Annotated in this window: 22 protein-coding genes and 1 tRNA gene; 18 read left to right on the top strand and 5 right to left on the bottom strand. The window is 53.2% G+C overall.

Going from position 1 to position 22,978, the window contains the following annotated elements; genetic code table 11:
- Positions 1–2: 2 nt before the first annotated feature.
- The 3 genes from WHS46_07265 to WHS46_07255 all read left to right on the top strand — a co-directional run bounded on the left by WHS46_07265 (position 3) and on the right by WHS46_07255 (position 2,403).
- Positions 3–596, top strand: coding sequence for an Rnf-Nqr domain containing protein (locus WHS46_07265; protein MEJ5348472.1), 594 nt, complete (start codon positions 3–5; stop codon positions 594–596).
- A gap of 9 nt (positions 597–605) precedes the next feature.
- Complete coding sequence (locus WHS46_07260; GenBank protein MEJ5348471.1) at positions 606–1,709, top strand: 2Fe-2S iron-sulfur cluster binding domain-containing protein; 1,104 nt, start codon at positions 606–608, stop codon at positions 1,707–1,709.
- Positions 1,710–1,917: 208 nt separating this feature from the next.
- Entirely contained in the window at positions 1,918–2,403 is a 486-nt protein-coding gene (locus WHS46_07255) for a hypothetical protein (protein ID MEJ5348470.1), read from the top strand.
- A gap of 9 nt (positions 2,404–2,412) precedes the next feature.
- Here the strand turns inward: WHS46_07255 and WHS46_07250 are convergent, their stop codons facing one another.
- A complete protein-coding gene (locus WHS46_07250) occupies positions 2,413–3,579 on the bottom strand; it encodes an FAD:protein FMN transferase (protein MEJ5348469.1) in 1,167 nt (388 codons plus the stop codon).
- Between the two features lie 209 nt (positions 3,580–3,788).
- On the opposite strand from WHS46_07250, the gene WHS46_07245 reads away from it, so the two are divergent.
- The gene (locus WHS46_07245) at positions 3,789–4,505 is read left to right on the top strand and encodes a hypothetical protein (protein ID MEJ5348468.1); all 717 of its coding nucleotides are present in this window, start codon (positions 3,789–3,791) and stop codon (positions 4,503–4,505) included.
- A 232-nt stretch (positions 4,506–4,737) separates the two neighbouring features.
- On the opposite strand, the gene WHS46_07240 is transcribed toward WHS46_07245, so the two are convergent.
- A complete protein-coding gene (locus WHS46_07240) occupies positions 4,738–5,883 on the bottom strand; it encodes a phosphotransferase (protein ID MEJ5348467.1) in 1,146 nt (381 codons plus the stop codon).
- Positions 5,884–5,894: 11 nt separating this feature from the next.
- Complete coding sequence (locus tag WHS46_07235; protein ID MEJ5348466.1) at positions 5,895–6,944, bottom strand: sugar phosphate nucleotidyltransferase; 1,050 nt, start codon at positions 6,942–6,944, stop codon at positions 5,895–5,897.
- Between the two features lie 244 nt (positions 6,945–7,188).
- Between WHS46_07235 and WHS46_07230 the strand changes: the two genes are divergently transcribed.
- The 9 genes from WHS46_07230 (at position 7,189) to rpoD (ending at position 17,601) form a co-directional block, all read left to right on the top strand.
- Positions 7,189–8,214, top strand: coding sequence for a glycoside hydrolase family 3 N-terminal domain-containing protein (locus tag WHS46_07230; GenBank protein MEJ5348465.1), 1,026 nt, complete (start codon positions 7,189–7,191; stop codon positions 8,212–8,214).
- Positions 8,215–8,271: 57 nt separating this feature from the next.
- Complete coding sequence (gene alaC, locus WHS46_07225; GenBank protein MEJ5348464.1) at positions 8,272–9,459, top strand: alanine transaminase; 1,188 nt, start codon at positions 8,272–8,274, stop codon at positions 9,457–9,459.
- A 34-nt stretch (positions 9,460–9,493) separates the two neighbouring features.
- A complete protein-coding gene (locus WHS46_07220; GenBank protein MEJ5348463.1) occupies positions 9,494–10,822 on the top strand; it encodes a homoserine dehydrogenase in 1,329 nt (442 codons plus the stop codon).
- Positions 10,823–10,834: 12 nt separating this feature from the next.
- Positions 10,835–12,064 carry a cofactor-independent phosphoglycerate mutase gene (locus WHS46_07215; GenBank protein ID MEJ5348462.1) on the top strand — a complete coding sequence of 410 codons (1,230 nt, stop codon included), beginning with the start codon at positions 10,835–10,837 and terminating at the stop codon, positions 12,062–12,064.
- Between the two features lie 18 nt (positions 12,065–12,082).
- Positions 12,083–12,526 (top strand): thioesterase family protein, encoded by a 444-nt coding sequence (locus tag WHS46_07210; GenBank protein MEJ5348461.1) that lies wholly within the window; start codon positions 12,083–12,085, stop codon positions 12,524–12,526.
- 13 nt (positions 12,527–12,539) lie between these two features.
- Entirely contained in the window at positions 12,540–13,280 is a 741-nt protein-coding gene (hisA, locus tag WHS46_07205) for a 1-(5-phosphoribosyl)-5-[(5-phosphoribosylamino)methylideneamino]imidazole-4-carboxamide isomerase (GenBank protein ID MEJ5348460.1), read from the top strand.
- A 118-nt stretch (positions 13,281–13,398) separates the two neighbouring features.
- Positions 13,399–13,848: a GatB/YqeY domain-containing protein gene (locus tag WHS46_07200; GenBank protein ID MEJ5348459.1), complete on the top strand. Its 450-nt coding sequence runs from the start codon at positions 13,399–13,401 to the stop codon at positions 13,846–13,848.
- Positions 13,849–13,990: 142 nt separating this feature from the next.
- Complete coding sequence (gene dnaG / locus WHS46_07195) at positions 13,991–15,775, top strand: DNA primase (GenBank protein ID MEJ5348458.1); 1,785 nt, start codon at positions 13,991–13,993, stop codon at positions 15,773–15,775.
- Positions 15,776–15,810: 35 nt separating this feature from the next.
- Positions 15,811–17,601 (top strand): RNA polymerase sigma factor RpoD, encoded by a 1,791-nt coding sequence (rpoD, locus tag WHS46_07190; GenBank protein MEJ5348457.1) that lies wholly within the window; start codon positions 15,811–15,813, stop codon positions 17,599–17,601.
- A gap of 361 nt (positions 17,602–17,962) precedes the next feature.
- Here the strand turns inward: rpoD and WHS46_07185 are convergent, their stop codons facing one another.
- Positions 17,963–19,186: an FAD-dependent oxidoreductase gene (locus tag WHS46_07185; protein ID MEJ5348456.1), complete on the bottom strand. Its 1,224-nt coding sequence runs from the start codon at positions 19,184–19,186 to the stop codon at positions 17,963–17,965.
- Between the two features lie 3 nt (positions 19,187–19,189).
- Positions 19,190–19,327 (bottom strand): NAD(P)-binding protein, encoded by a 138-nt coding sequence (locus WHS46_07180; GenBank protein ID MEJ5348455.1) that lies wholly within the window; start codon positions 19,325–19,327, stop codon positions 19,190–19,192.
- Positions 19,328–19,654: 327 nt separating this feature from the next.
- Here WHS46_07180 and WHS46_07175 point away from each other — a divergent pair, with 327 nt between their 5' ends.
- The 5 genes from WHS46_07175 (at position 19,655) to WHS46_07155 (ending at position 22,970) form a co-directional block, all read left to right on the top strand.
- Positions 19,655–19,855, top strand: a complete 201-nt coding sequence (locus WHS46_07175; GenBank protein ID MEJ5348454.1) for a cold shock domain-containing protein — start codon at positions 19,655–19,657, stop codon at positions 19,853–19,855.
- 157 nt (positions 19,856–20,012) lie between these two features.
- A tRNA-Ile gene (locus tag WHS46_07170) sits at positions 20,013–20,085 on the top strand.
- Between the two features lie 207 nt (positions 20,086–20,292).
- A complete protein-coding gene (locus tag WHS46_07165; GenBank protein ID MEJ5348453.1) occupies positions 20,293–21,183 on the top strand; it encodes a Nif3-like dinuclear metal center hexameric protein in 891 nt (296 codons plus the stop codon).
- Positions 21,140–21,886: a C4-type zinc ribbon domain-containing protein gene (locus tag WHS46_07160; protein MEJ5348452.1), complete on the top strand. Its 747-nt coding sequence runs from the start codon at positions 21,140–21,142 to the stop codon at positions 21,884–21,886. The genes WHS46_07165 and WHS46_07160 overlap by 44 nt, the downstream gene beginning before the upstream one ends.
- Positions 21,887–22,016: 130 nt before the next feature.
- Positions 22,017–22,970: a ribose-phosphate pyrophosphokinase gene (locus WHS46_07155; GenBank protein MEJ5348451.1), complete on the top strand. Its 954-nt coding sequence runs from the start codon at positions 22,017–22,019 to the stop codon at positions 22,968–22,970.
- Positions 22,971–22,978: the final 8 nt, after the last annotated feature.

Below are 22,978 nucleotides of genomic sequence, written 5' to 3'. Positions count from 1 at the left end.
TTATGGAAAGTTCATTGAGCGCTCCGATCATTTTCTTTGCTTCTATCTTTACCAACAACATTCTTTTAGCCAATTTTTTGGGTATGTGTTCCTTTTTGGCCATTTCCAGAGAGCTTCCTTCGGCCGTCGGCCTCGGACTCGCCGTCACCTTTGTCATGACCTGCACCACAGCGTTGAATTACCTCGTGTATCATTACCTTTTGGTCCCTTTTCATCTGGTCCATTTTCGGTTTATCGCCTTTATTATCGTCATCGCCGCCTTTGTACAGCTTGTGGAAATGGTCATCGACCGATATTCACCGCGCCTTTATGTGGTTCTGGGAGTCTTTTTGCCCCTGATTACGGTCAACTGTGCCATTCTTGGGGTCTGTTTGTTCATGGTCATTCGGAAATACAACTTTGTGCAGTCGGTCGCTTATGGGTTCGGAGGGGGACTCGGCTGGATGCTTGCCATCGCTGCTCTGGCAGGAATTCGAGAAAAGCTCAAGAAAGCCCCTATACCTAAGGCCTTGGAAGGACCCGGCATCAGCCTTATCGTCGCCGGACTCATGGCCCTCTCCTTTATGGCTTTTAGCGGCATGATTCAAATGGGATGAGGCGCCCTCATGATGACCCTTCTGCTCGGACTTCTTGCCCTCAGCGGTCTATGTGCCCTGCTGGCTTTGCTTTTGGAAGCAGCCAACACCGTCTTTGCCGATTACGGCCCATGCCAGGTTTCTATCAATGAAGGAGCCAAGGAATTCACGGTCAAAGGCGGTGGCCGTCTTTTGAGCACCCTCATGGACCATGGGCTTTTCATCCCGTCTGCCTGCGGTGGCCGAGGAAGTTGCGGACTATGCAAGGTGAAGGTCCTTGAAGGCGCCGGCCCTATCTTGCCCACGGAAACGCCCTACATGAGCGAGGAAGAATTAAGAAACGGAATCCGGTTGTCCTGCCAGGTTCGTATTCGAAGGAACATTCGCATTGAAATTCCCGAAGCCTTTTTCCTGATCAAGGAATACCGGACTCAGGTCATCAGCTTAAAGCCGCTTACCCCCTTCATCAAAGAAGTCCATCTCAAACTTCTTGAACCCTCCGAAATCGTCTTTAAGCCCGGCCAATTCATTCAATTCCAGGTTCCAGAGTATCCAGGATCCTCGGAACCCGTTTATCGCGCTTATTCCATTGCGTCCCCGGCACGGCTTAAAACCGAAATCAAATTGGTGATCACTCGAGTGGAACGAGGAATCGCTACCACCTACGTTCACAATTTTCTTAAGGAAGGAGACGAGGTTCTCATCAACGGCCCTTACGGGGATTTTTATCTGCGGCATTCTGATCGATATATGATCATGATCGGCACAGGTTCCGGCCTGGCTCCTCTCATGTCCATCCTGTACCAAATGGCTGACGAACACATTGACCGTCCGTGCACGCTTTATTTCGGAGTAAAAAGTCGTAAGGATCTCTTTTATCAAGACGAGATTCAGGAGCTCCTGCAAAAATTGCCTCGGCTGCGCTATGTTCCGGTGTTATCGGATCCCCTTCCTGAAGATCATTGGGATGGAGAAACCGGGTATGTCACAGATGCAGTGGCTCGAGATGTCACCGACGGATCCCAAATGGAAGCCTATCTGTGCGGAAACCCCTTGATGATCAACGCCGCCGTGAAATTGCTCACGGCTAAGGGAGTCACCGAAGATCGTATCTTTTTTGACAAGTTCGGTTAGGAAGCGGTCCAAAAAAGACAAAGAGCGTGGTATCGAATGCCGATTCAAACAACGGACGGGGCAACGCCACGCCCCTTCAAGCCTGAAACCCGACTGTTGCCTGGAAGCCTGGAATTTCGCCTGTATCATGATCAGGGATAAGTCCCACTCTTCCAGGAAAAGGATCGTATGTTTCCCTTGAGAGACATGATCCAGGAGAGTGCATTCCATGGGAAAATATCCCGTTTATCAAAGCCCGGAACTGGATGCGGTGGAAGCACGTCTGCGGGGTGGTGAAGCTTTCTATGGCTTTTTGGCCAATGACCCACGTCCGCTGGTGACCATTCTCTCGGAAGATGAACGCACCGTAAAGGCTCTGGGCCTCACCCATCAGGCCATTGCCAATCGCTTGCGGGCTCTGACGGAAGCCGCCAAAAAGGCATATGGCGGTCCTGTGGTCGTGGATGGAATATGGCGTGTGGAACTGCACGATTTTCGTGGGCGTCTGCCTTGCCCTTGGGGTCATCCAGGCCTTTACCCCAAGACACACATTCATCTGGAACGCTTAGATACAGGGGAAAGCCTTCAATGGACCGATCTTTCCCTTCACCTTATTGAAGCCCATGGTTTTTACCAGGGGACCGGAAGTCCATACCGATTGGATCCGCGGAAGGTAGCTTCCGTCTGCGCTGTAGAACCCGAAGAAAATCCATGAAAAAAGCTTTCACCGATCCACAGGGATCAGTTTGACACCTTGAGAGGCCAGGAAAGCCTCGTCCAAAGTCTGAGGAAACCCTCGAGAAACATAGAGATCCAAGCCTCTGTTCTCTCCTTCCTTGACAATCAGAGCATGCACTCCGGGAAGAGATTCCACCAGGGCCATACCCTCTTTGACGCCTAGCACGAGAATCCCGGTAGCCAAAGCGTCCGCATAGGCGGCCCTATCTGCAATCACCGTCACACTAGCCGTTTCTTGGGCTGTAAAGCCGTTTCGAGGATCCACAATGTGGCTGTAACGTTTTCCATCCTTCAGGAAATAACGTTGGTAGTCTCCCGAAGTTACCACAGCCCTGTCCGTAAGCGATAGCACGGCCAGCAAGGTTTGAGGATCCCTGGGATGTTGTAGGCCGATACGCCATGGTTGACCATCGGGTTTTGTACCGTAGGCAAAGATGTCTCCACCGGCGTTGACCAAAGCCGCCGCCATGCCATGGTCTTTCAATACCGCCACAGCTCGATCGATGGCGAAACCTTTGGCGATGCCTCCCAAATCCAAAGCCATTCCGGCAGTGGAGAAAAAAACACTTCGCTCTCTTGGAGACACCACCAAACGGCGATACCCCACATTGGAAAGGGCTTCCTGAAGAGCGTGTGGGGAAGGAAGAATCTTATCTTTCTTGTAAAAAGGCCAAAGGGTCATGAGAGGTCCAACCGTGATATCAAAGGCTCCATGGGTGATCTCAGAAAGGCTGAGAGACATTTCTATCACTTGAAAAAGCTCCTCGGAAACCGGCACGGGATGTTGCGAGGCTTCCCTATTCACACGGCTCACTTCACTCTCCTCACGAAAGACACTCATCATGGCTTCCAGGCGGGCTATCTCGTCAAAGGCGGTCTCCAGGGCCTCATAAGCACGCCGTGCATCCTGGGAAACCACACTGATGGTCACCACTGTGCCCATCAAGGGCTTGGTTGTCTGAAAAACTTCAGGGCCTTGCCCGCATGCACCGAGACAGACCCAGAAAAAACCGACCAGTATAGCGATGCACATTCCTCGGATTCTTTTAGGCTTAGAGAAACAACTTGATTCCATAACTGTTTCCAACTGGCCGCCGTCTTCGATGCATGCTTTTGTGCCCATGAGCTTTTCCACAACCTTTCCACGTTTCATGAGACAAGAATTTCTTTCTTTATACAAGGATAAGCGGCGCCTACTCGTAGGCTCTTTTCTCTTGGATGACAGGAGGAAATTTTGTACGTTTACCTCACAGTCATTATGGCTCGACGATGCGTCCATTTGGATCTGACGAGCCGATTTTGGCCAAGGCACCATGAATGAAGCCAAAGGATCTATCCTACACAACAAGGAATGGAACCCCAATGCCTATCACCTCTTTTGTGGCCGTAGGAACCGAACGAGGCGTGGACCTCTTTGAAAAGCTGCTTGCCTTTTTGGAAAAAACTTCTCCCAGTCGGCTGGCTTTGGATGAAAACCCTATTACCTTCAGTACCCTGGTCCACATGCGCACCGCTCCCGAACTCAATAATGAAACATTTATTTCGGATCAAAAAAAGCAAATCCTTTTACGTCAAGGGGACGTCGGAGTGCTGGCCGGATTGCTTTATGCTTTCCGCCGTGGAAATGTGCCGGTCCATTTCGCGGACGGGGTTTCAGGGGACATTTTGTCTTCTTCCGGAGAACTGATCGGTTCGTATCCGTATGTGGGGGATCTGGACTTTGCCGTCGAAACGGATATGATGCAAACCCCCATGGAACTCATCAAACAGCGGATTCCTCGATATCCCGGCCATGATTTTGAATACGAACTCATCCATGCCTACCAAGTGGAAGCTTCCGATGCCGTCATAGATCGGGCTATTCCTCTTCGCAACCGCTTTACCGCCATGGTTATCAATGCCATCCTGGAAAGATACAGTGACGAGCTTTTAGTCTTCATCGGACTGAGAAAGAGGTTTCGTAAAGATCTCTTTGAAGCCACCGAAGGGGTTCGGCCGGAAGAACTACAGAATTTCGTGCCTCTTATGGATATGATTCAGGCGCAGAACAAATCGTTTGTCGATATGGTTGAAGATTGAACACCTGGGACACACAAATCGGCCGGACCCAACCGATTCTTGGGGAAAGTAGGGACGAGGGGACGCTTCGCCCCTGCAAGTTTGAAAGTGGGCTATTTGTTCTTCAGGGTAGGAGCAAGGCGATACCTAGCCCCTACAAATTTGTCGGTGGGCTAGTTCTGTTTCAAGGTGGGGGTCTGGCGACGCTTCGCCCCTGCAAACGGGAAACCGGGCTATTCACCCGGTCTTTCATTCAGCCAAACGTGCGAAAGAGCACGTTTTTTCCTGCCGCTTGAATCTTTTGCTGAATACTTTTCGAAGCAGCCAGAGTTTGTATATAGTCTCGCAGTCCCGGATATAAGGTGCCCGCCTTTCCCTGAAGAAGCTCCACGAGACGCCGCCATCCAGCTGGAATGTGCCTTAGAAATTGGCGCTTGTTTTTCACCATACCTAAAAAAGCAAAAGCTGCAAGAAACTGGAGACTCCGGCATAGGGCCACTGTGGTATAACGCTCGCGAAACACATCATAGGATCCGCCCAACAAATCCTTCATAAGACGCCAATAGACCTTTACGAGCTCTTCCATGAGCCAAGAAGGCAGCATCACGTAGGGATCCAGGAGCAACGCCGCCAGGTCATATTCCGGCGGGCCGAAACGCATGCCTTGAAAATCGATGATCCAAAGGGACCCTTGGCTCACCATGAGGTTTCGACTTTGATAATCCCTGTGAAAAACGAGATGAAAACGGTCTTCGCCCGCCTTAAAAGCAAGCCTTTGGAAATCGTCGTCCACAACCGACGGCGGAGGATCGAGAGCCATCAGTCCTTCCAGGAAAGCCTTTTGAAAATACAGCAGTTCCCTTTCGTAAACGAAATCCGGGTCGTAGCGGCTGCCGTCATGGCACCAAGACGCGGAAAAACCTTGCCATGCCCGGCGTTGACACCGCACCAAAAGCCTTACGGCTTCATGATACAAAGCTCTCAGACGTTTTCGGGACGGGCCTTTATGAACAAGATCGTAAAGATGAAGGGATCCCAGGTCTTGAAAAACGAACACGCCTTCATGAACATCCCCGTGCAGCAAGGCGGGCACCGGCACGCCCACTCCATGAAGGTGCCTTGCGATCTGATAGACCGCATCGTTTTCGTCGACGGGTTCCTTTTTTCGAGCACTGACCAGAACGACATAACGTCCATGGGGTTGAAAAAGCCGGTAAAACCGTCGATCCGATCCATCTCCGGCAAGAGGCGACAGACAGTCCTCGGAAACATCGAAGCCCCACGCAAGGAGGCGCCTTTTGATTAAGGCCATGCGGTCGTCTCGGTTTTTGAAAATCTCTGTGCGCTCCTCAAAAATCTTTTTGCCTTCCGCAACCAGCGGCGCTGTGACGCGTGTCACGCGGCTTTCCTTCACTTTCCCCTCGATCCGCTCGAAAGCGGCGTCAATCCATTTAAAAGACAGCCCATGTCGATCGGGTTCGAGAAAGGTAATAAGATCTTGTTTCGGTGGGTTCCTCGCACAACGACTCCGTCGGTGACCACACAATTTTCAAGGGTCGATCCCGGTTCCACGCAACATTCATTCCAGAGGATCGTGTTTCGTAGCATGCAGTATTCTTTGACGACACTAAAAGCTCCCACCACAACGGCCGAGTCCAGCCTTGCAGAAGGAGACACACTCGCCGATGGATGAATCCTCACACCACCTGCCGGTATATCCAAGAAACCTCCATCGTGCCCGTCAAAGGATGAGTACTCTGTGTGCAGCTTCCAGTAAATTTCCAGCGATCCCACATCCAGCCACCACAGATCTTCACGGCAAACGGCCGCCGGAGGGCTTCCTTCGGCGATCCAATCGCGGTAAAGATCGATGATGTGAAAAGGCTTTCCGGGCTCAATGGACCGAAACGCAAAAGGGTCAAGAACCTGAATGCCCGAAAAGGTCCAAAGACCTGCGCGCTTTGAGCCTTCCTTGAAAAGAGTCTTTGGGGGGATGGAGTCCAGCTGGTGACCAAAGCCCGTCACTCGAGTGCCATCGGCGCTGACATGCACCGTATCGAACCTGTGTGTTCGGCACAAAAGCATGGTGACCGAAGCCCCCTGCGCCCGATGGCGTTCCACAAGGCTTTGTAAGGACACTCTCGATGCCACATCGGCGTTGACAACCACCAAAGGCTCGTTTTCCACAAAGGTTAACGCGTTACGAATCCCGCCTCCTGTGCCTAATATTTCTTTTTCCACAAGAACACGCACAGAAATCGGCCATGTTTGCGATTGAAGATGGTCTAACATCATTTCAGGCATGTGGTGCGCGTTGACCAAAACCTGCCGAAAACCTTCCTGGGCTGCTTGCTGAATCCAACGATCCAGCAGCGGTCGTCCCCATATGGGACACAAGGCTTTGGGCCTCACGTGGGTCAACGGGCGAAGGCGTGTTCCATACCCGGCCGCAAGGATCATCAGATGCACTCAATACCCCTTTCGTATTCAAATCCAGCTCCAGACGCTTTCAAGAGGATTGAAAGTTTTCTTTATAGAACGTGGAAATCCATCTGACAAATCTTCGATTTCTTTTCGACACTATCTTGACAGCGCTCCGTTCTTGGTCGAAAGTACACTCTCGTCACTGAAGACGCGGAATCCGGTACAGTCGGCCGCCTTTTGGCATGGCAAGGATACGAAAACGATCCTTCGAACAAAATTCATGATTCCTTCAACATCATCCGAAGACACCACCGGTCGGCATTTGTTTCTGGGATTTCAAGGAACCGAATGGAAGGACACCTTGCGTTCCTGGTTACGTGCCTTGCGCCCTGGAGGTTTGGTCCTTTTTCGTCGTAACATCGTGGAGGCTTCTCAGGTGAAGGCCCTGATTCAGGAAGCCAACGCCTGGGCTCGCTCTGAACTGGGGCGCCCTCTTCTGTGGGCCGTGGACGAAGAAGGGGGTTCGGTGCAACGGCTGGCCAAAGTCTTGGGCCCTTGCCCTTCGGCTCTGGAACTGGCCAAGGCAGCCGACGCGGCGGGGTCGGCACAATGTGCCACGACCCTTTGTGATCAAGTGTCGAAAACGGCCCAAGGACTGCGTCGTCTGGGGATTCATATCAACTTGGCCCCCGTGTTGGATGTGGTGAGGAATCCTCAGGAACATTTCCTGGGATCCCGATCCCTTGGAGACTGTCCTCAAAAGACGGCGCACCTTGGGTCCCTCTGGATTCGATGTCTTCAAGAAAACGGAGTCGCCGCCACCGCCAAGCATTTTCCGGGACTTGGCACAGCAGAGCTGGACCCTCATGAGCAGCTTCCCGTAGTGAAGGCCGAGAAGGCAGCGAAGGCTCGAGAGGATCTGCTTCCTTTTCGCGAAGCCGTGCGATGCGGGGTTCGAGCTGTCATGACTTCGCATGCCGTCTATACCTTTTGGGATTCCGAGTGGCCAGGCTCCCTTTCCTGGAAAATCAACAGAGGTCTTTTAAGGGAGGCATGGAACTTTAAGGGTGTGCTTCTTTCCGATGATATGAACATGAAGGCCATCGGCGATCGATATGAGCCTGAAACCGTGGTACGGCGGAGCCTTTTGGCTACGGTGGATGGATTGCTGGTTTGCCAGGATGAACAAAGCGCGGAAATTTTCGCCCGAGCCCTCCATGACGTCATTCGACGTCATGGGGATCTTCAGGCCGCCCATCGGGAGTCCTTGCGTCGGTTTCAAGAGTTGATGTCATCTTTTTTTTGACATCTGCATGGGTCTATTTTAGCTTGAAAGCTTTCAAAAAAGAGAGAGGTGATCCCCATGAATTTCAACATCGAACAATTTACCCGCATGCGCCGCCTTCCGCCTTACGTCTTCGCCCAAGTGAACGCCTTGAAGATGGAAAGGCGGCGAGCCGGTGAAGACATTATCGATCTCGGCATGGGAAATCCCGATCTTCCCACGCCTCAGCACATTGTGGACAAATTGGTGGAAGCAGCCCAAAAACCCCATAACCATCGTTACTCGGCATCTCGAGGCATCACCAAGCTGCGTCATGCCATTGTGGATTGGTATAAGCGCCGCTACGATGTGGATCTGGATCCCGAAACGGAGGCGGTGGTCACCATCGGCGCCAAGGAAGGCCTTTCCCATCTGGTCCTGGCCCTGGTCAATCCCGGGGATGTGGTCTTTTCACCAAACCCGACCTATCCCATCCACCCGTACTCGGTGGTGATCGCCGGAGGCGATCTCCGCTCCATTCCCATCGCTCCTGATAGAGACTTTTTTGAAGACCTTCAGATCGCCGCCAAACAAACGTGGCCGCGTCCGAAGATGCTCATTATCTCGTTTCCCCACAATCCCACCACGGCCGTGGTGGATCTGCCGTTTTTTGAAAAGGTTGTGGCCTTTGCCAAGGACCATCACCTCATGGTCATTCACGATCTCGCCTACGCGGATCTTGTCTTTGACGGCTATAAGGCTCCGAGCATTTTGCAGGTGCCGGACGCCAAAGATGTGGCCGTGGAGTTTTTCTCCATGTCCAAAAGCTACAGCATGGCCGGATGGCGAGTCGGTTTTTGTGTCGGGAACCGGGAAATGGTGGGCGCGTTAACCCGACTCAAAAGCTATCTGGACTACGGCATCTTTCAGCCGATTCAGATCGCCGCCATTATCGCCCTTAACGGCGACCAAAGCTGTGTTCAGGAAATCGTCGATGTCTATCGATCCCGCCGAGACGTGCTGGTGGATGGATTGCGGCGTATCGGGTGGCGTATGCCCAAACCCAAAGGCACCATGTTTGTGTGGGCTCCTATTCCAGAACGGTTTCGATCCATGGGGTCCGTGGAATTTTCTAAATTCCTTATTGAAAAAGCTAAGGTCGCTGTCTCTCCCGGGCTGGGCTTTGGGGAATACGGAGACGATCACGTCCGGTTCGCATTGGTGGAAAACGAGATGCGCATCAAGCAGGCCATTCGCGGAATTCGCAAAGCCTTTCAAGAGGCATGAAGCACCCTGAATCTGGAAGGAGCACTCGGAGATTATGGACTCCATACGCATCGGACTCATCGGCTGGGGGACCGTCGGATGCGGCATGCTACGCACCCTGAAGGAAAACGCCAAGGAAATCCACGCACGCGTAGGTGTTCCCTTGCATGTGGTTCGCGTGGCCGATCTGGATCTGGAAACTCCCAGGCCGGTGGCTGTGGATCCCGGGATTCTGACCCGTTCAGCCCAGGACATTTTGGACGATCCCTCCATTCACATTGTGGTGGAGCTGATCGGAGGTCTGGAACCTGCTCGAAGTTTCATCTTGAGAGCGTTAGAGAACGGAAAACATGTGGTAACCGCCAACAAGGCCCTCTTGGCGCACCATGGCAATGAGATCTTTTCTTTCGCCGCCCGGTGTGGTCGGTCCGTGGGATTTGAAGCGTCCGTGGCCGGCGGGATTCCCCTTCTTAAGGCCTTACGAGAAGGTCTCAGCGCCAACCGATTGGACACCCTCTTCGGTATTCTTAACGGCACGGCCAATTACATTCTCACGCGCATGACCGAAGAGGGTTTACCTTTTGCCAAGGCTTTGGCGGAAGCCCAACGCCAAGGTTACGCCGAAGCGGATCCTTCCTTGGATGTGGATGGCATCGATACGGCTCATAAGCTGGCCATTGCCGGAGCCATGAGTTTCGGAACATCCATTTGTTTTGACAAGGTGTATGTGGAAGGAATCCGCCATATCGATTTGTTGGATGTGCAGTTCGCCGCCGAATTCGGTTACCGCCTCAAACTTCTGGCCATTGCCAGGCATGCGGACGGGCAACTGGAGCTTCGTGTGCATCCCACACTGATTCCGGAACGTCATGTGCTGGCCAGTGTGCGGGGTGCCTACAACGCTGTCCATATTCACGGAAACGCCGTCGGGAACATCATGCTTTACGGACTTGGTGCCGGCATGATGCCCACGGGCAGTGCCGTGGTCGCCGATCTCATCGATCTGGCTCGGGACATGGCCATGGGCGTCGTCCATCGGGTGCCTCCTTTGGGTTTTCTTCCGGAACACACTACAGAGATTCCCGTCAAATCCATGGACGACGTGGTCACACGGTATTATTTCCGTTTTTCCGCCGTGGATCGTCCCGGAGTCCTATCGAAAATCTCTGGCATTCTCGGCACCAATCAGATCAGCATCGCGGCCGTGATTCAGAAAGGACGGGAAGTGGAAGGGGCCGTTCCCATCGTCATGCTGACCCACGAGGCGGTGGAAAAGGATGTCCGCCGATCCTTGGAAGCCATTGACCGCTTGGACATTGTGCGCGGCCCGACAAAATTGATTCGCATCGAAGATCGAACCGATAACGCCGTATCCAACGCATAAGGCCGAAGCCTCATGAAAACCAAGTACGTGATTCTGGTAGGTGACGGCATGGGGGATTATCCCGTGGCTTCCTTGGGAGGTCGTACCCCTTTGGAAGTGTCCCACACGCCGTCCATGACACGCCTCGCTCAAATGGGCGAAATCGGCACCGTGCAAACCATCCCTTTCGGCATGGAACCGGGAAGCGATATCGCCAACATGGCCCTCTTGGGCTACGATCCTGTGCAATACCACACGGGCCGAGCTCCCCTGGAAGCAGCCAGCCTGGGGGTGGTTCTCGGCCCAACAGACGTGGCGTTTCGCTGCAACTTGGTAACCCTGAGCCACGACGATGCGGGAACGGAGCGCATGGAAGACTATTCGGCCGGACACATCTCTTCGGCTGAATCTCATGAAATCATTCGCGGTTTACAAAAGGCGTGCGAAGGACTTCCTGTGAAGCTCTACCCCGGTGTCAGTTACCGTCATCTTCTGGTTTGGGAAGGAGGCTTGACGGCGCTCGACACCACACCTCCTCACGACATTCTCGGAGAACCCACGGCGACCTATAAGAAAGTTTATGAAACAACGGATGTTCTCAGAGTCTTCACGCAACGATGCCGAGACATTCTTGCCGAAAACCCCGTCAATCAAAGAAGGCGGCAAGCCGGGCTCAAAGAAGCCAACGCTGTATGGCTCTGGGGACAAGGAAAGGCGCCGTCCATGCCTACGCTCCAGGATCGCTTCGGGGTTCGCGGCGTGATGATTTCCGCAGTGGATCTTCTCAAAGGCCTAGGCATTTATGCAGGTTTGGAGCCGATCCATGTGCCGGGAGCCACAGGGTATCTGGACACCAATTACGCCGGCAAAGTTGAAGCAGCCTTGAAAGCTCTTCGGGAAGTGGACCTGGCCTTTGTGCACGTGGAAGCTCCGGACGAAGCTGGCCATGAAGGAAGCCTGGCTAAAAAGGTCCAAGCCATCGAAGATTTTGACGCCAAAGTTGTGGGGCCTGTATTGAAAGGTCTGATGGATTATGAATCCTGCCATGTGCTTGTAGCCGCCGATCACCTGACACCTTTGAGTGTTCGAACCCATGTGGCGGAACCGTCTCTTTTCACCCTGTTTCAAGGCCATCTGGCCAAAGGGGTCGTCAAGAATGACAAGATCGTCTTTTGCGAAGCGGCGGCTCGAGAATCCGGACTGCACATGGAAAGCGGGGCCGCTCTTTTCCATCGTTTCATGAAAAAGCCCATGGACTCCTGAAAACACCCGGAGAAAACCGTGGTTTCACAACGCACAACAGGGACATTGACACGGGCCGTGGTACGAGTCCTCTACGGCGATACAGACGCCATGGGACAAGCCTATTACGGCCAGTACATGCGTTGGTTTGAAGCGGGTCGTGCCGAATGGTTTCGGTGCCTCGGCACGACGTACCGTCGCCTGGAAGAACAGGGGATTTTTCTGCCTGTCATTGAAGCCCACTGTCGATATTTGAAGCCTGCCTTTTACGACGATGTTTTGGAAGTGGAAACTTCCTTTCATTTTCCGCGCCCGGCCAGGCTTCGGTTCGATTATGCCGTGCATCGACAGAATCCGCCCGAACTTCTGGCCCAAGGCTACACGGTCCATGTGTGCGTGAATGGTGAAAGAAAACCTCTAAAACCCCCGGCATGGCTTCGTGACTTGCTCTCTTCCAACACGGTGCACCCCAGGGAAGCTTAACCGGAAGGATACCATGATCATCTACCCTGCCATCGACCTCAAAGAGGGGCAATGTGTTCGGCTGAAACAAGGAGACATGGCCCAAGCCACCGTCTATGGAACGGATCCTGTGGCCGTGGCTCTCCATTGGGAAGCCCAGGGAGCTCAATGGCTTCATGTGGTGGATTTGGACGGGGCTTTCGCCAAAACACCCAAAAACAGGGAAATCATCGGTGCCATTATCAGGGCGGTCTCCATTCCTGTGCAGCTTGGGGGAGGCTTAAGAAGCATGGAAACCCTTGAAGCGTATATCGACCTTGGAGCCCGTCGCCTCATTTTGGGTACCTGGGCGCTTCGAGACCCCAAAGTGGTGGAAACAGCCTGCCGACGATTCCCAGGCTCCATCGCCGTGGGGATCGATGCTCGAAACGGATACGTGGCCGTGGAAGGCTGGACGGAAACAACAGCTTTAGAAGCCGTCACCTTTGCGAAGCGTTTTGATCACCTGGGTTTGAGCGCCGTCATCTACACCGATATTCAAAGGGACGGCATGCAGTCCGGCGTCAATGTGGAAGCCATACGAAGGCTCTGCCAAGCCCTGTCCACTCCCGTGATCGCTTCCGGCGGTGTGGCTTCTTGGAAGGACATCGAGGACTTGCTGCCTTTGGTTCCCTTGGGCCTCAACGGCGTCATCACCGGCAAGGCACTCTACGCCGGGGCTTTGAATCTTCGAGAAGCCTTGGATCGACTTCAGTCTCTACAGATTCCTTCATAGCATCGCCAAGCCTTATCCAATAGGCCGCCGGGCTTTTTTCATTGGAAAAGGAACCCCCGTTCAAAAGGCCATGGCAGAAGCCTAAAAATACCATGGGAAGACGACAGGAGGTGGATCGGTGGAACTGCTTGAAAAGATTGAACAGGCTTTGAAGGAATCCATCAAAAGCAAGGATGAAGACCGGCGTAACGCCCTTCGCATGCTGCTTACGGCCGTCAAGAACAAAGAAAAAGAGCTTCGACGTCAACCGTCGGAACCTGAAGTGCATCAACTGATTGCCAGTGCTATCAAACAAAGAAAAGAATCCATCGAACAGTTCCTGAAAGGCGGAAGACACGATCTGGCCGAAAAAGAAGAAAAGGAAATGAAAATCCTTGAATCTTTTCTGCCGAAACCCCTTGATGTGGAAGCCCTCAAGACAATGATTCTGGAAGTCATTCGTGAAACGGGTGCGAGCTCGCCCAAAGACATGGGCAAAGTGATGAAAGTGCTCATGCCCCGCGTGACAGGTCGTGCCGACGGAAAAACAGTGCAGGAAATGGTGCGAGCCCATCTGAGCGGGTCCTGATCGATTGAACAGGGCGCGGTCTGGACTTGAAGAAGTTCTTTTTCTTATTGATTTTGCCTTCAGGATAGGATAAAGATCAAAGGTTTCCGGTTGGGTTAAATCCCAGCAAACAGCAAGCCTTTGTGCGGGGTGGCGAGGGCCGGTGACCACAACGGATGCGGCAACTCGAATTAAGCAGGCTGTGGACATCTTGGACCTCATCGGGAGCGTGGTCCCTTTGAAGCGCATCGGCACCCGATACGTGGGTTTGTGTCCTTTTCATCAAGAAAAAACGCCTTCCTTTCAGGTCGATGTCTCCCACGGACTCTTTTACTGTTTCGGCTGTGGAGCCGGCGGGGATGCCATCACCTTTGCCATGCGCCACTGGAACCTCACTTTTTCCGAAGCCGTCCAGACTCTGGCCGATCGCTATCATGTGATCCTGCCCGAAGGGTTTTTGGGATCCTCCAAAAGAAAACCCGAGGTTTTATCGGCCATTTCACGAGCCCTGGAGATCGCCTGTGAGTTCTTCGTCAGTCGTTTGCAACATCCAGAGCAGGGACGCATCGCCAGAGAATACATTGAAAAGAGAGGGCTTTCGCCGAAACTGGTTCAGGAGCGGCGGCTCGGGTACGCCCCCGCCGGATGGGATCATCTGTTGCGCCATCTGCAATCCAAGGGCATTGACGCGGAAACGGCGGTGCGCTCCGGCCTCGTGATCCGTTCAGACAAGGGCGGTTTCTACGATCGATTTCGCCACCGCCTGATTTTTCCCATCACTTCTTCGGATGGAACCCTTGTGGCCTTTGGAGGCCGCAGCCTGGACGGATCAGAACCTAAATATCTCAACAGTCCCGAAACAGAACTTTATCACAAGGGTCGCACCCTCTATCAGTACCCTGCCGCGTTGGAAGCGTGTCGGACCAAGCGTCAAGTCCTTTTGGTGGAAGGGTACATGGACCTTTTGGCGTTTCACGAGCGAGGTTTTCGCAGGGTTGTCGCCACCTTGGGCACCGCCCTTACGCCACATCAAGTGAGGCTTTTGCAGAGGTTGGCCGACGAAGTGGTTTTAGTCTACGATGGAGATGCTTCCGGCCAAAAAGCCATGCTTCGAGCTTTGCCGCTCTTTCTTCGGCAAGGACTGGCCGCCAGCTGCCTCACCTTACCCTCAGGGATGGACCCCGACGACTACCTCACAAACCACGGGCTTGAAGCTTTCATCGCCTTACTGGAAACACGCCGGGAACTCCTGCACTTTGCTATCGATGCCCTTGCTTCCACATGGAACGGGACCTCTCAGGACAAAGTGCGGGTGATCAAGGAATGTGCAGCACTTGTGGCCGACGTGTCTGAACCCGTACTGCGGGAGGAAATGGCTCGTCTTCTTGGGGCTAAATTGTCGCTTTCCGAGGCCGCCGTGCAGAGTCATTTGTCGAGTTCGCCACAAGAAAGCCAAAGGCAGCGGGCTTTTCATTCCGTGAGAACGGCGCACGCAAGAAACACGGCACTGCATGTGCCCTCTGCGGAAGAAACAATCCTTCGATTGATCGTGCAGCACCCGAGCCTTGCCGAACAGGCTTACGAGCTCGGGGTGCTTGAGGTGCTGGAGCCGTCTCCCATGGCGAACGTCCTGAAGACGTTGCTCATGCATGCCATGCAGAACACGGGGGATTCTTTTTCCTTGGCCTCGGTCACTTTTCCGGATGAAGAAAGCCAAAAGCTTTGGGCACGTCTGATACTGGAAAAAGATGAGAACGTCTTGGAAGAGAGCGCTGCGCAGCTTGTTTTGGAAGAAAGGATTGAAAGCTTGCGTCTTCGATATAGGAGAAAAAAACTTGAGGAAATTCGAGCCGCATTGGTGCATGCGGAGCGTTCGGGCGATGCTCATGCTCGAAAAAAACTCCTAGAAGAGTATCGAGCCCTTTGCGCAGCGCAAAGAAGGGGTTAAAGGTTTAGAGAGCCCACTGAAGGAGCCTAAGACCTATGACGGAAGATTTGAAGAAGACCTGCGAAGAAACCCAGAAACGTCCCGGCCTGGAGGACCTCAAGAAACTGATCAGTGCCGGCAAAGAAAAAGGGTACCTGACCTACGACGAACTCAACGAGGTCCTTCCCGAGGATCTGGTGACACCGGAAAAGCTGGACGACATGATGATGATTTTCGATGAGATGAACATCGAGATCGTCGATTCGGACCAGCAGGTCAAGGTGGTCAAAGAACGTTCGAGTGACGACGAAGTGGAAGAGGAGGAAAGCGAAGAAGGGGTGGTGGATCTGGACGCGGAAGGACGTGTCACGGATCCCGTCAAGATGTATTTAAGAGAAATGGGCCAGGTTTCGCTCCTCACTCGAGAAGGCGAAGTGGAAATCGCCAAACGCATCGAAGCCGGGGAGCGGGAAGTCTTTAACGCCCTCATGGAGTCCTCTTTGGGCGTCGAAGAAATCCTATCCATCAAGGAAGATCTGGAAAGCGGGCGCATCAAAATCAATGAGGTGCTCATCGCCACAGAAGAGGAAATGCCCGACGAAGAAAAAGAACTCCTGCGCTTCAAAGTCATTGAGATTTTGGACCAGGTCAAGCAACTGGATGGGGAGATTCGAGAAAAACAGGTGCGTCTTCTTTCCGAGGACTTGGAGCCCGGAGAAAAGGAGCTGTTGAGCGCGGAAGTTCAGGCTCAAAAAGAGCAGATCGTCAACCTTTTGAAAAACCTTCAGTTGGACAAGCATCAAATCGAACGTATTGTCGCCAAACTTCGTTCTTACTTGGAATCGATCGAGCAAGCCGAAAAAGACTTGGAACACTGCTTGCTGGTCACGGGGAAACCTTTGACCGAATTACAGCGATGGCTTGAAGAGATGGACCGTAGTGACGCCGAGATGCGCCGACATGCCGCCCATCTCAACATGTCCCACGACGACCTTGTGGCCCTCATTCGCCGAGCCGTGCAAGCCCGGGAACAAATCACTGCTTTTGAAATGAAGGCCAAGATGGATTCCAAGAGCCTTCGGGTCATCTTACGCAAGGTGGAAGACGGCATGGCTCGCGCCAAACAGGCCAAAAGCGAGCTCATTGAAGCCAATCTTCGTCTGGTGGTCAGTATCGCCAAGAAATACACCAATCGAGGCCTGCAGTTCCTGGACTTGATTCAGGAGGGAAACATCGGCCTGATGAAGGCTGTGGACAAGTTCGAGTATCAACGGGGCTACAAGTTCAGCACCTATGCCACCTGGTGGATTCGTCAGGCCATTACGCGAGCTATCGCCGACCAAGCCCGAACCATTCGTATTCCCGTACATATGATCGAAACCATTAACAAGCTCATTCGCACGTCACGATACTTGGTGCAGGAACTGGGCAGAGAACCTACTCCGGAAGAAATTGCGGAACGCATGGATTTTCCCGTCGATAAGGTGCGTAAGGTCCTTAAGATCGCCAAGGAACCCATTAGCCTGGAAACGCCTATCGGTGAAGAAGAAGACAGTCATCTTGGGGATTTTATCGAAGACCGACGTGTCACATCTCCCGTCGATGCCGTCATCAACCTCAATTTGAGTGAACAAACTCGTAAGGTTCTGGCTACGTTGACACCCCGAGAAGAAAAGGTCCTTCGCATGCGTTTTGGTATCGGGGAAAAATCAGATCATACCCTCGAAGAGGTCGGTCAGGATTTTCACGTCACGCGAGAAAGAATCCGTCAAATCGAAGCCAAGGCCTTAAGAAAGCTTCGCCATCCCAGCCGACGAAAGGAACTCAAAAGCTTTATCGAAACATGAAAGGCTGAACGTCTAGACCCCGGGCCATCGGATTCACACCGCCGTCCCAACCCAAAGATGCCGACCCATTGCCTTTGCCCCGTCTGGAGGGGCGCACCGGTGTGTGCGCCCCGACAACGTCCCCCCGGCGCGTGTTTTGGGGCGGACACACGGGGCCGTCCCTCCATACGGTGACGTGGTCTCCAGGATATGTCTTGAAATGGTCATGGAAGGATATGGAACCGGACTGCCGTTTCTTGGGGACAGACATGAAGCTGCGCCCCTACGAAGGGTGGTCTGGTTTTCAGGACACGTCTTGAAAAGGCCGATGAGCAGAAATCCAAAAGCAAGTTCCTGTCAAGGTTTGATTTCTCGGTTCGGTTCAGGGGCGCACCTTTTTAGAAAGAACCCGGGCGGCAATGATCACCGGATCCCATAGGGGCGAAAAAGGTGGCGCATAGCCCAGGTCCAGCTCACTCATAGCCTCGAGCGTCAAACCTCCCATGATGGCCGTCGCCACCACATCAATTCTTTTGGCCGATCCGGTCTCTCCCACAATTTGTCCTCCAAGGATTTTTCCTGTGCGTTTTTCCGCCAGAAGCTTCACGCGGATCGGACCGCTTCCCGGAAAATAACCCGCCTTGGTTCGACTTTCGATGGTTTCTGTAACATAGTCCCAACCCAGCTCTTGCAATTCTCGCTCCTGAAGGCCCGTTCGTCCAATTTCCACCGAACAGATCTTGGTGACCGCCGTTCCCAAAACGCCTCCCATGACCGCATGACCTCCAGCGATATTGGTGCCGGCCACCCGTCCATGTCGGTTGGCCACCGTTCCCAAGGCCACATAAAAAGGTTGCCCCGTCAGAAAATGCCTGGACTCGGCGCAATCACCGGCTCCCCAAATACCATCCACGCCACTGGCCATACGGGCATCCACTCGAAGAGCCCCTCGAATCCCCACAGGGACACCTGCCTGAACGGCTATTTCCGTATTGGGTTGTACTCCGAGCCCCAACAAAGCGATCCCTGCAGGGTAAACCCCCTTGTCCGTGACCACAGCCTGCAAAAGTCCGTCTTTTGTTTCAAAACCCACCAGAGATTCTTCCAGATGGAGCTTGACTCCTTTGGAACGCAGGGCCTCGGCGACCCACACAGCCATATCGGGATCTAAGGTACCCATCACCTGAGGCGCTTTTTCTATGAGACGCACTTCAAGACCCAACAGCAAAAAAGCTTCGGCCATTTCCAACCCGATGTATCCGCCTCCCACCACCACGGCCTGACGCGGCTTGAGGGCCTCAACGGCTCTTCGCACTCGAAGGCCGCTTTCCAGCGTGTGCACCCCCATCACCCCCTGGGCTTCATGGCCCGGCACCTTGGGCACAAGGGGGCGAGCCCCTGTGGCAATCAGCAAATCATCGTAAGGCTCCCAAAAGATCCGCCCCGATTCCCGATGGAGAACCTGAATGCGCCTTGCCTTGGAATCGATACCGACCACTTCATGCCCAACATGGACATGAATGTTTTGTTTTGTTCGAAATTCTTCCGGGGATCGGGTTACGAGTTTTTTATCGTCGTCGACGAGCCCGCCGACGTAGTACGGAATGCCTCAAGCGGAGTAAGAAGTGTGCGGCCCCTTTTCAAAGACGATAATGTCCAAATGCGGAGCCATCCGGCGGGCCACCGATGCCGCACTCATCCCCGCCGCATCCCCTCCCACCACCACCATGCGTCTTCTCTTCGTCATCCCTTTATCTCCTCACGAAGCCCAAACCTCAAAGGTGATTCAATCAAACCGCGTTTTTCTTAGAGGATACCTTGCCTGACAGAGGCAGGAGAATTCAAGAGAGATTTTTTTTCAAAATTCGAAAAAAGTGCTTGGTTTTTCCAGTGAGACCTGATACAAGTCCCCTCACGTTGATGGAAGCCCAGAGGGGGTTTCCAAAATTTCAGATTCATGTACGCACGTTGTGGTCCGCTCTTTGGTTTCACCGAGTGTCCAGCTTTTCCTCAGCAGCCTCGCATTCCAAAGCATCACCCGGCATGCAGTACAGAACACAAGGGAGTCAGATTTATGAAGCAAGGTCAAGTGAAGTGGTTTAACGAGAAGAAGGGTTTCGGTTTTATCGAGACGCAAGGTGCCGGGGATGTATTCGTTCATTATTCCGGTATCGAAGGACGCGGTTTTCGGACCCTGAGCGAAGGGGATGCGGTCGTGTTTGAGATTTCGCAAACACCCAAGGGACCCCAGGCCATCAATGTTCGACGCGCCTAAGACCTAACCGGTAAGAAACCTCAGCGCCCCGAAAGGCAACCCCTTTCGGGGCGTTGCCGTTTCAAACAATGAAGGCATGGGTGAAAGGCAACGGTGATTACCTTTTCCTTGACACTGTGGGAAAGTCATTTTTATATACGTGCTCACCTTTGCATGCGGGCCCATAGCTCAGTTGGTAGAGCCACCGGCTCATAACCGGTCGGTCCCTGGTTCGAGGCCAGGTGGGCCCACCCCATTTTTCGTGAAAGCGACCAAGGCATGCTACGAGTCAGTACGACGAAGCGGAAAGTGCGCTCCATCGAGGGTTTCAAAGCCAAATCCCACGCTCATAAGGTGCCCATACGCCAAGGGGGTGTTCCTCACGAGGAACACCCCCTTTCCTTTTTGTGGAACGCCGCACCTGTATGCCATCTATCCCATGCACAAAGGCACGGCTCATGAAAAAGCGCGTCACCGTTTCCGACATCCTGCAGTGGATCGACGATCTTGCCCCCTTTCGATTCGCCGAAAACTGGGACAATTGCGGCCTACAGGTCGGGAATCCCCAAGCCGAAGTCTCCGCCGTGCTGGTGGCTCTGGATCCGTCGGTCCTCACGGTTCGGGAAGCCGCCCAAAGGCGATGCCAAACCCTGGTCGTGCACCACCCGCTCTTTAACAAAGCTCAGACAAATCTTTTCCTGAATCGTTTTCCTGGAGCCGTTGTAGCGGAAGCTATTCGTCACAATGTGCATATCATTGCGGCCCACACCAACTTGGACGCCGCCTCGTGCGGCACCAACAGTGTGCTGGCTCAAACCATGGGCCTCATCGTCCAAGGATCTTTGGAAAAACTTTCCGAAATACCCCCAGACCCGCGTTATCTCGGCCTCGGCCTTTACGGGCAACTTCCCAAACCATGCTCGGCCCTTGAACTCATGGAACAGCTGGCCGGCCTTTTAGATTTGCAAGCCATCCGTCTGGTAGGGGATCCAGAAAAGCTTCTTCACAAGGTGGCTCTATGCACAGGAAGCGGCATGAGCCTTCTTGGACGCGCCGTAGAAAACGGCTGTGACGCCTTCATTACAGGGGACGTCAAATACCATGATGCCCAGTCGGCTTTGAACCAAGGCATTGTGGTGATTGATATCGGTCATTTCGCGTCCGAGGCTCTGGTGGTAAGGCCATTGGCGGAAGCCCTGAAAGCTTCGGCATGGCGCCATGATGCGGCCTTGGACGTGTGGACATGCACCGTGGAAAAGGAGCCCTTTCTCACGGTGATTTTCCATGACAACAGGAGGGAACGCCTTGCAGGAACAGCTGAAGTACCTGGTAGAACTACAGATTCTTGAAAACAAGAAAGCGGAACTGATTCGAAAACGCGAGGAAACGCCGCTGAGAATCGCAGCCTTGGACAAAGAATTCGCCGCTTTTGAGAGCGAATATCTTCTCAAAAAGACGGAACATGACAACGCCGTGCAACTGCGACGCGCGGAAGAAAAGGAAATTGCGGACCTGGAAGCCCGTATTCGACGAAGCCGCCAAAAAGAACACGAGGTGAAAACCAATCGCGAATACCACGCGCTGCTCAAAGAAATTCAGGATCTTCAAGACGAAATCAATGCTCGTGAAGACCATATTCTGGAGCTTATGGAAAAAATCGAAAACCTATCCAAGGAATTGAAAACCCTGGCCCAGGAAGTGGAAAAACGTCGAAAGGCTGTGGAAGATAAAAAAGCCGCCTTGCAGCAGGAATGTGATCAGGTGGACGAAAAAATCGCCCGCCTGGAAGCGTTGCAGGCCGACATTCGCACAAAACTCTCACCTCTGATCTTTAACAAATGGAACACTTTAGCGCAGCGATACAAAGGGGTGGCTGTAGCCCCCGTAACCCAAGGCGTCTGCCAAATATGCCACCTCAACATTCCACCTCAGCGCTTCATTGAACTGCTTCGAGATCAGGACATTCTCACCTGCCCCCATTGTCATCGGTTCATCTACCACCCGGAAAACGAAGCGTATCGGGCCGTACATGAAAATTTTAAAGATTTCTAGCAACTTAATATGCCTCATTCCTTTTTCGACGGGCCCCCAAAAGGCTTGCCATTTCCGGTTGCCTGGACTATTTAGGGACCGCTCAAATCGTGAAGTCTGGAACATTGAGTGACACGGAGGAGAGCCGCCCATGGCGACCTATGGCTTAAAGATCTTTTCGGGCAACAGCAATTTGGAACTTGCTCAAAAGATCTGTGATTCCTTGGAAATTCCCCTTGGACGGGCCTTGGTGACCACCTTCAGCGACGGGGAAATTCGTGTGGAAGTGGGAGAAAACGTTCGTGGAGCGGACGTTTTTGTGGTGCAGTCCGGAGCCCCCCCGGTCAACGATCACCTCATGGAACTGCTTGTCATGATCGATGCCCTCAAAAGGGCTTCGGCACGGCGTATCACGGCTGTCATTCCTTACTACAGCTATTCCCGTCAGGATCGAAAAAACAAGCCCCGCGTGCCCATCACAGCCCGACTTGTGGCGGACCTTATCACCAGCGTGGGTACGGACCGTATTCTCACCATGGATCTTCACGCTGGGCAGATTCAAGGCTTCTTCGACATTCCCGTAGACAATCTCTATGCTTCACCGATTCTGCTTCCTTACATTCGTGAACACTTTGATCATAACTTGGTAGTGGTAAGCCCGGATGCGGGAGGCGTTCCTCGAGCCCGCGCTTATGCGCAGAGGCTTCCAGCCGGATTGGCCCTGATCGACAAAAGACGCGTCGATGTGAACCAGGCCGAAGTCATGAACATCATCGGGGATGTGGAGGGCAAAACAGCCATCATTTTAGATGACATGGCAGACACGGCCGGGACCTTGGTGGAAGCCACTCGAGCCTTGTTGGATCGGGGTGCCCGCGAAGTGCATGCCTGTGTGACGCATCCTGTCTTATCCGGCCCTGCGGTGGAACGCATCGAAAAAAGTGATCTCAAGAGCCTTGTGGTGACGGACACGTTACCGCTTCGGCCTCAAGCAGCCCATTGCAACAAAATCAAGGTGGTTTCGGCGGCACGGTTGTTCAGTCAAGCCATTCGAAGCATCCACAACGAGGATTCCATCAGCAGCCTCTTTGACATTCAACATTAAGAAAATCG

Source organism: Desulfosoma sp., assembly GCA_037481875.1.
GTDB lineage: Bacteria > Desulfobacterota > Syntrophobacteria > Syntrophobacterales > DSM-9756 > Desulfosoma.
This window is presented reverse-complemented; position numbering and strand designations above follow the sequence as displayed.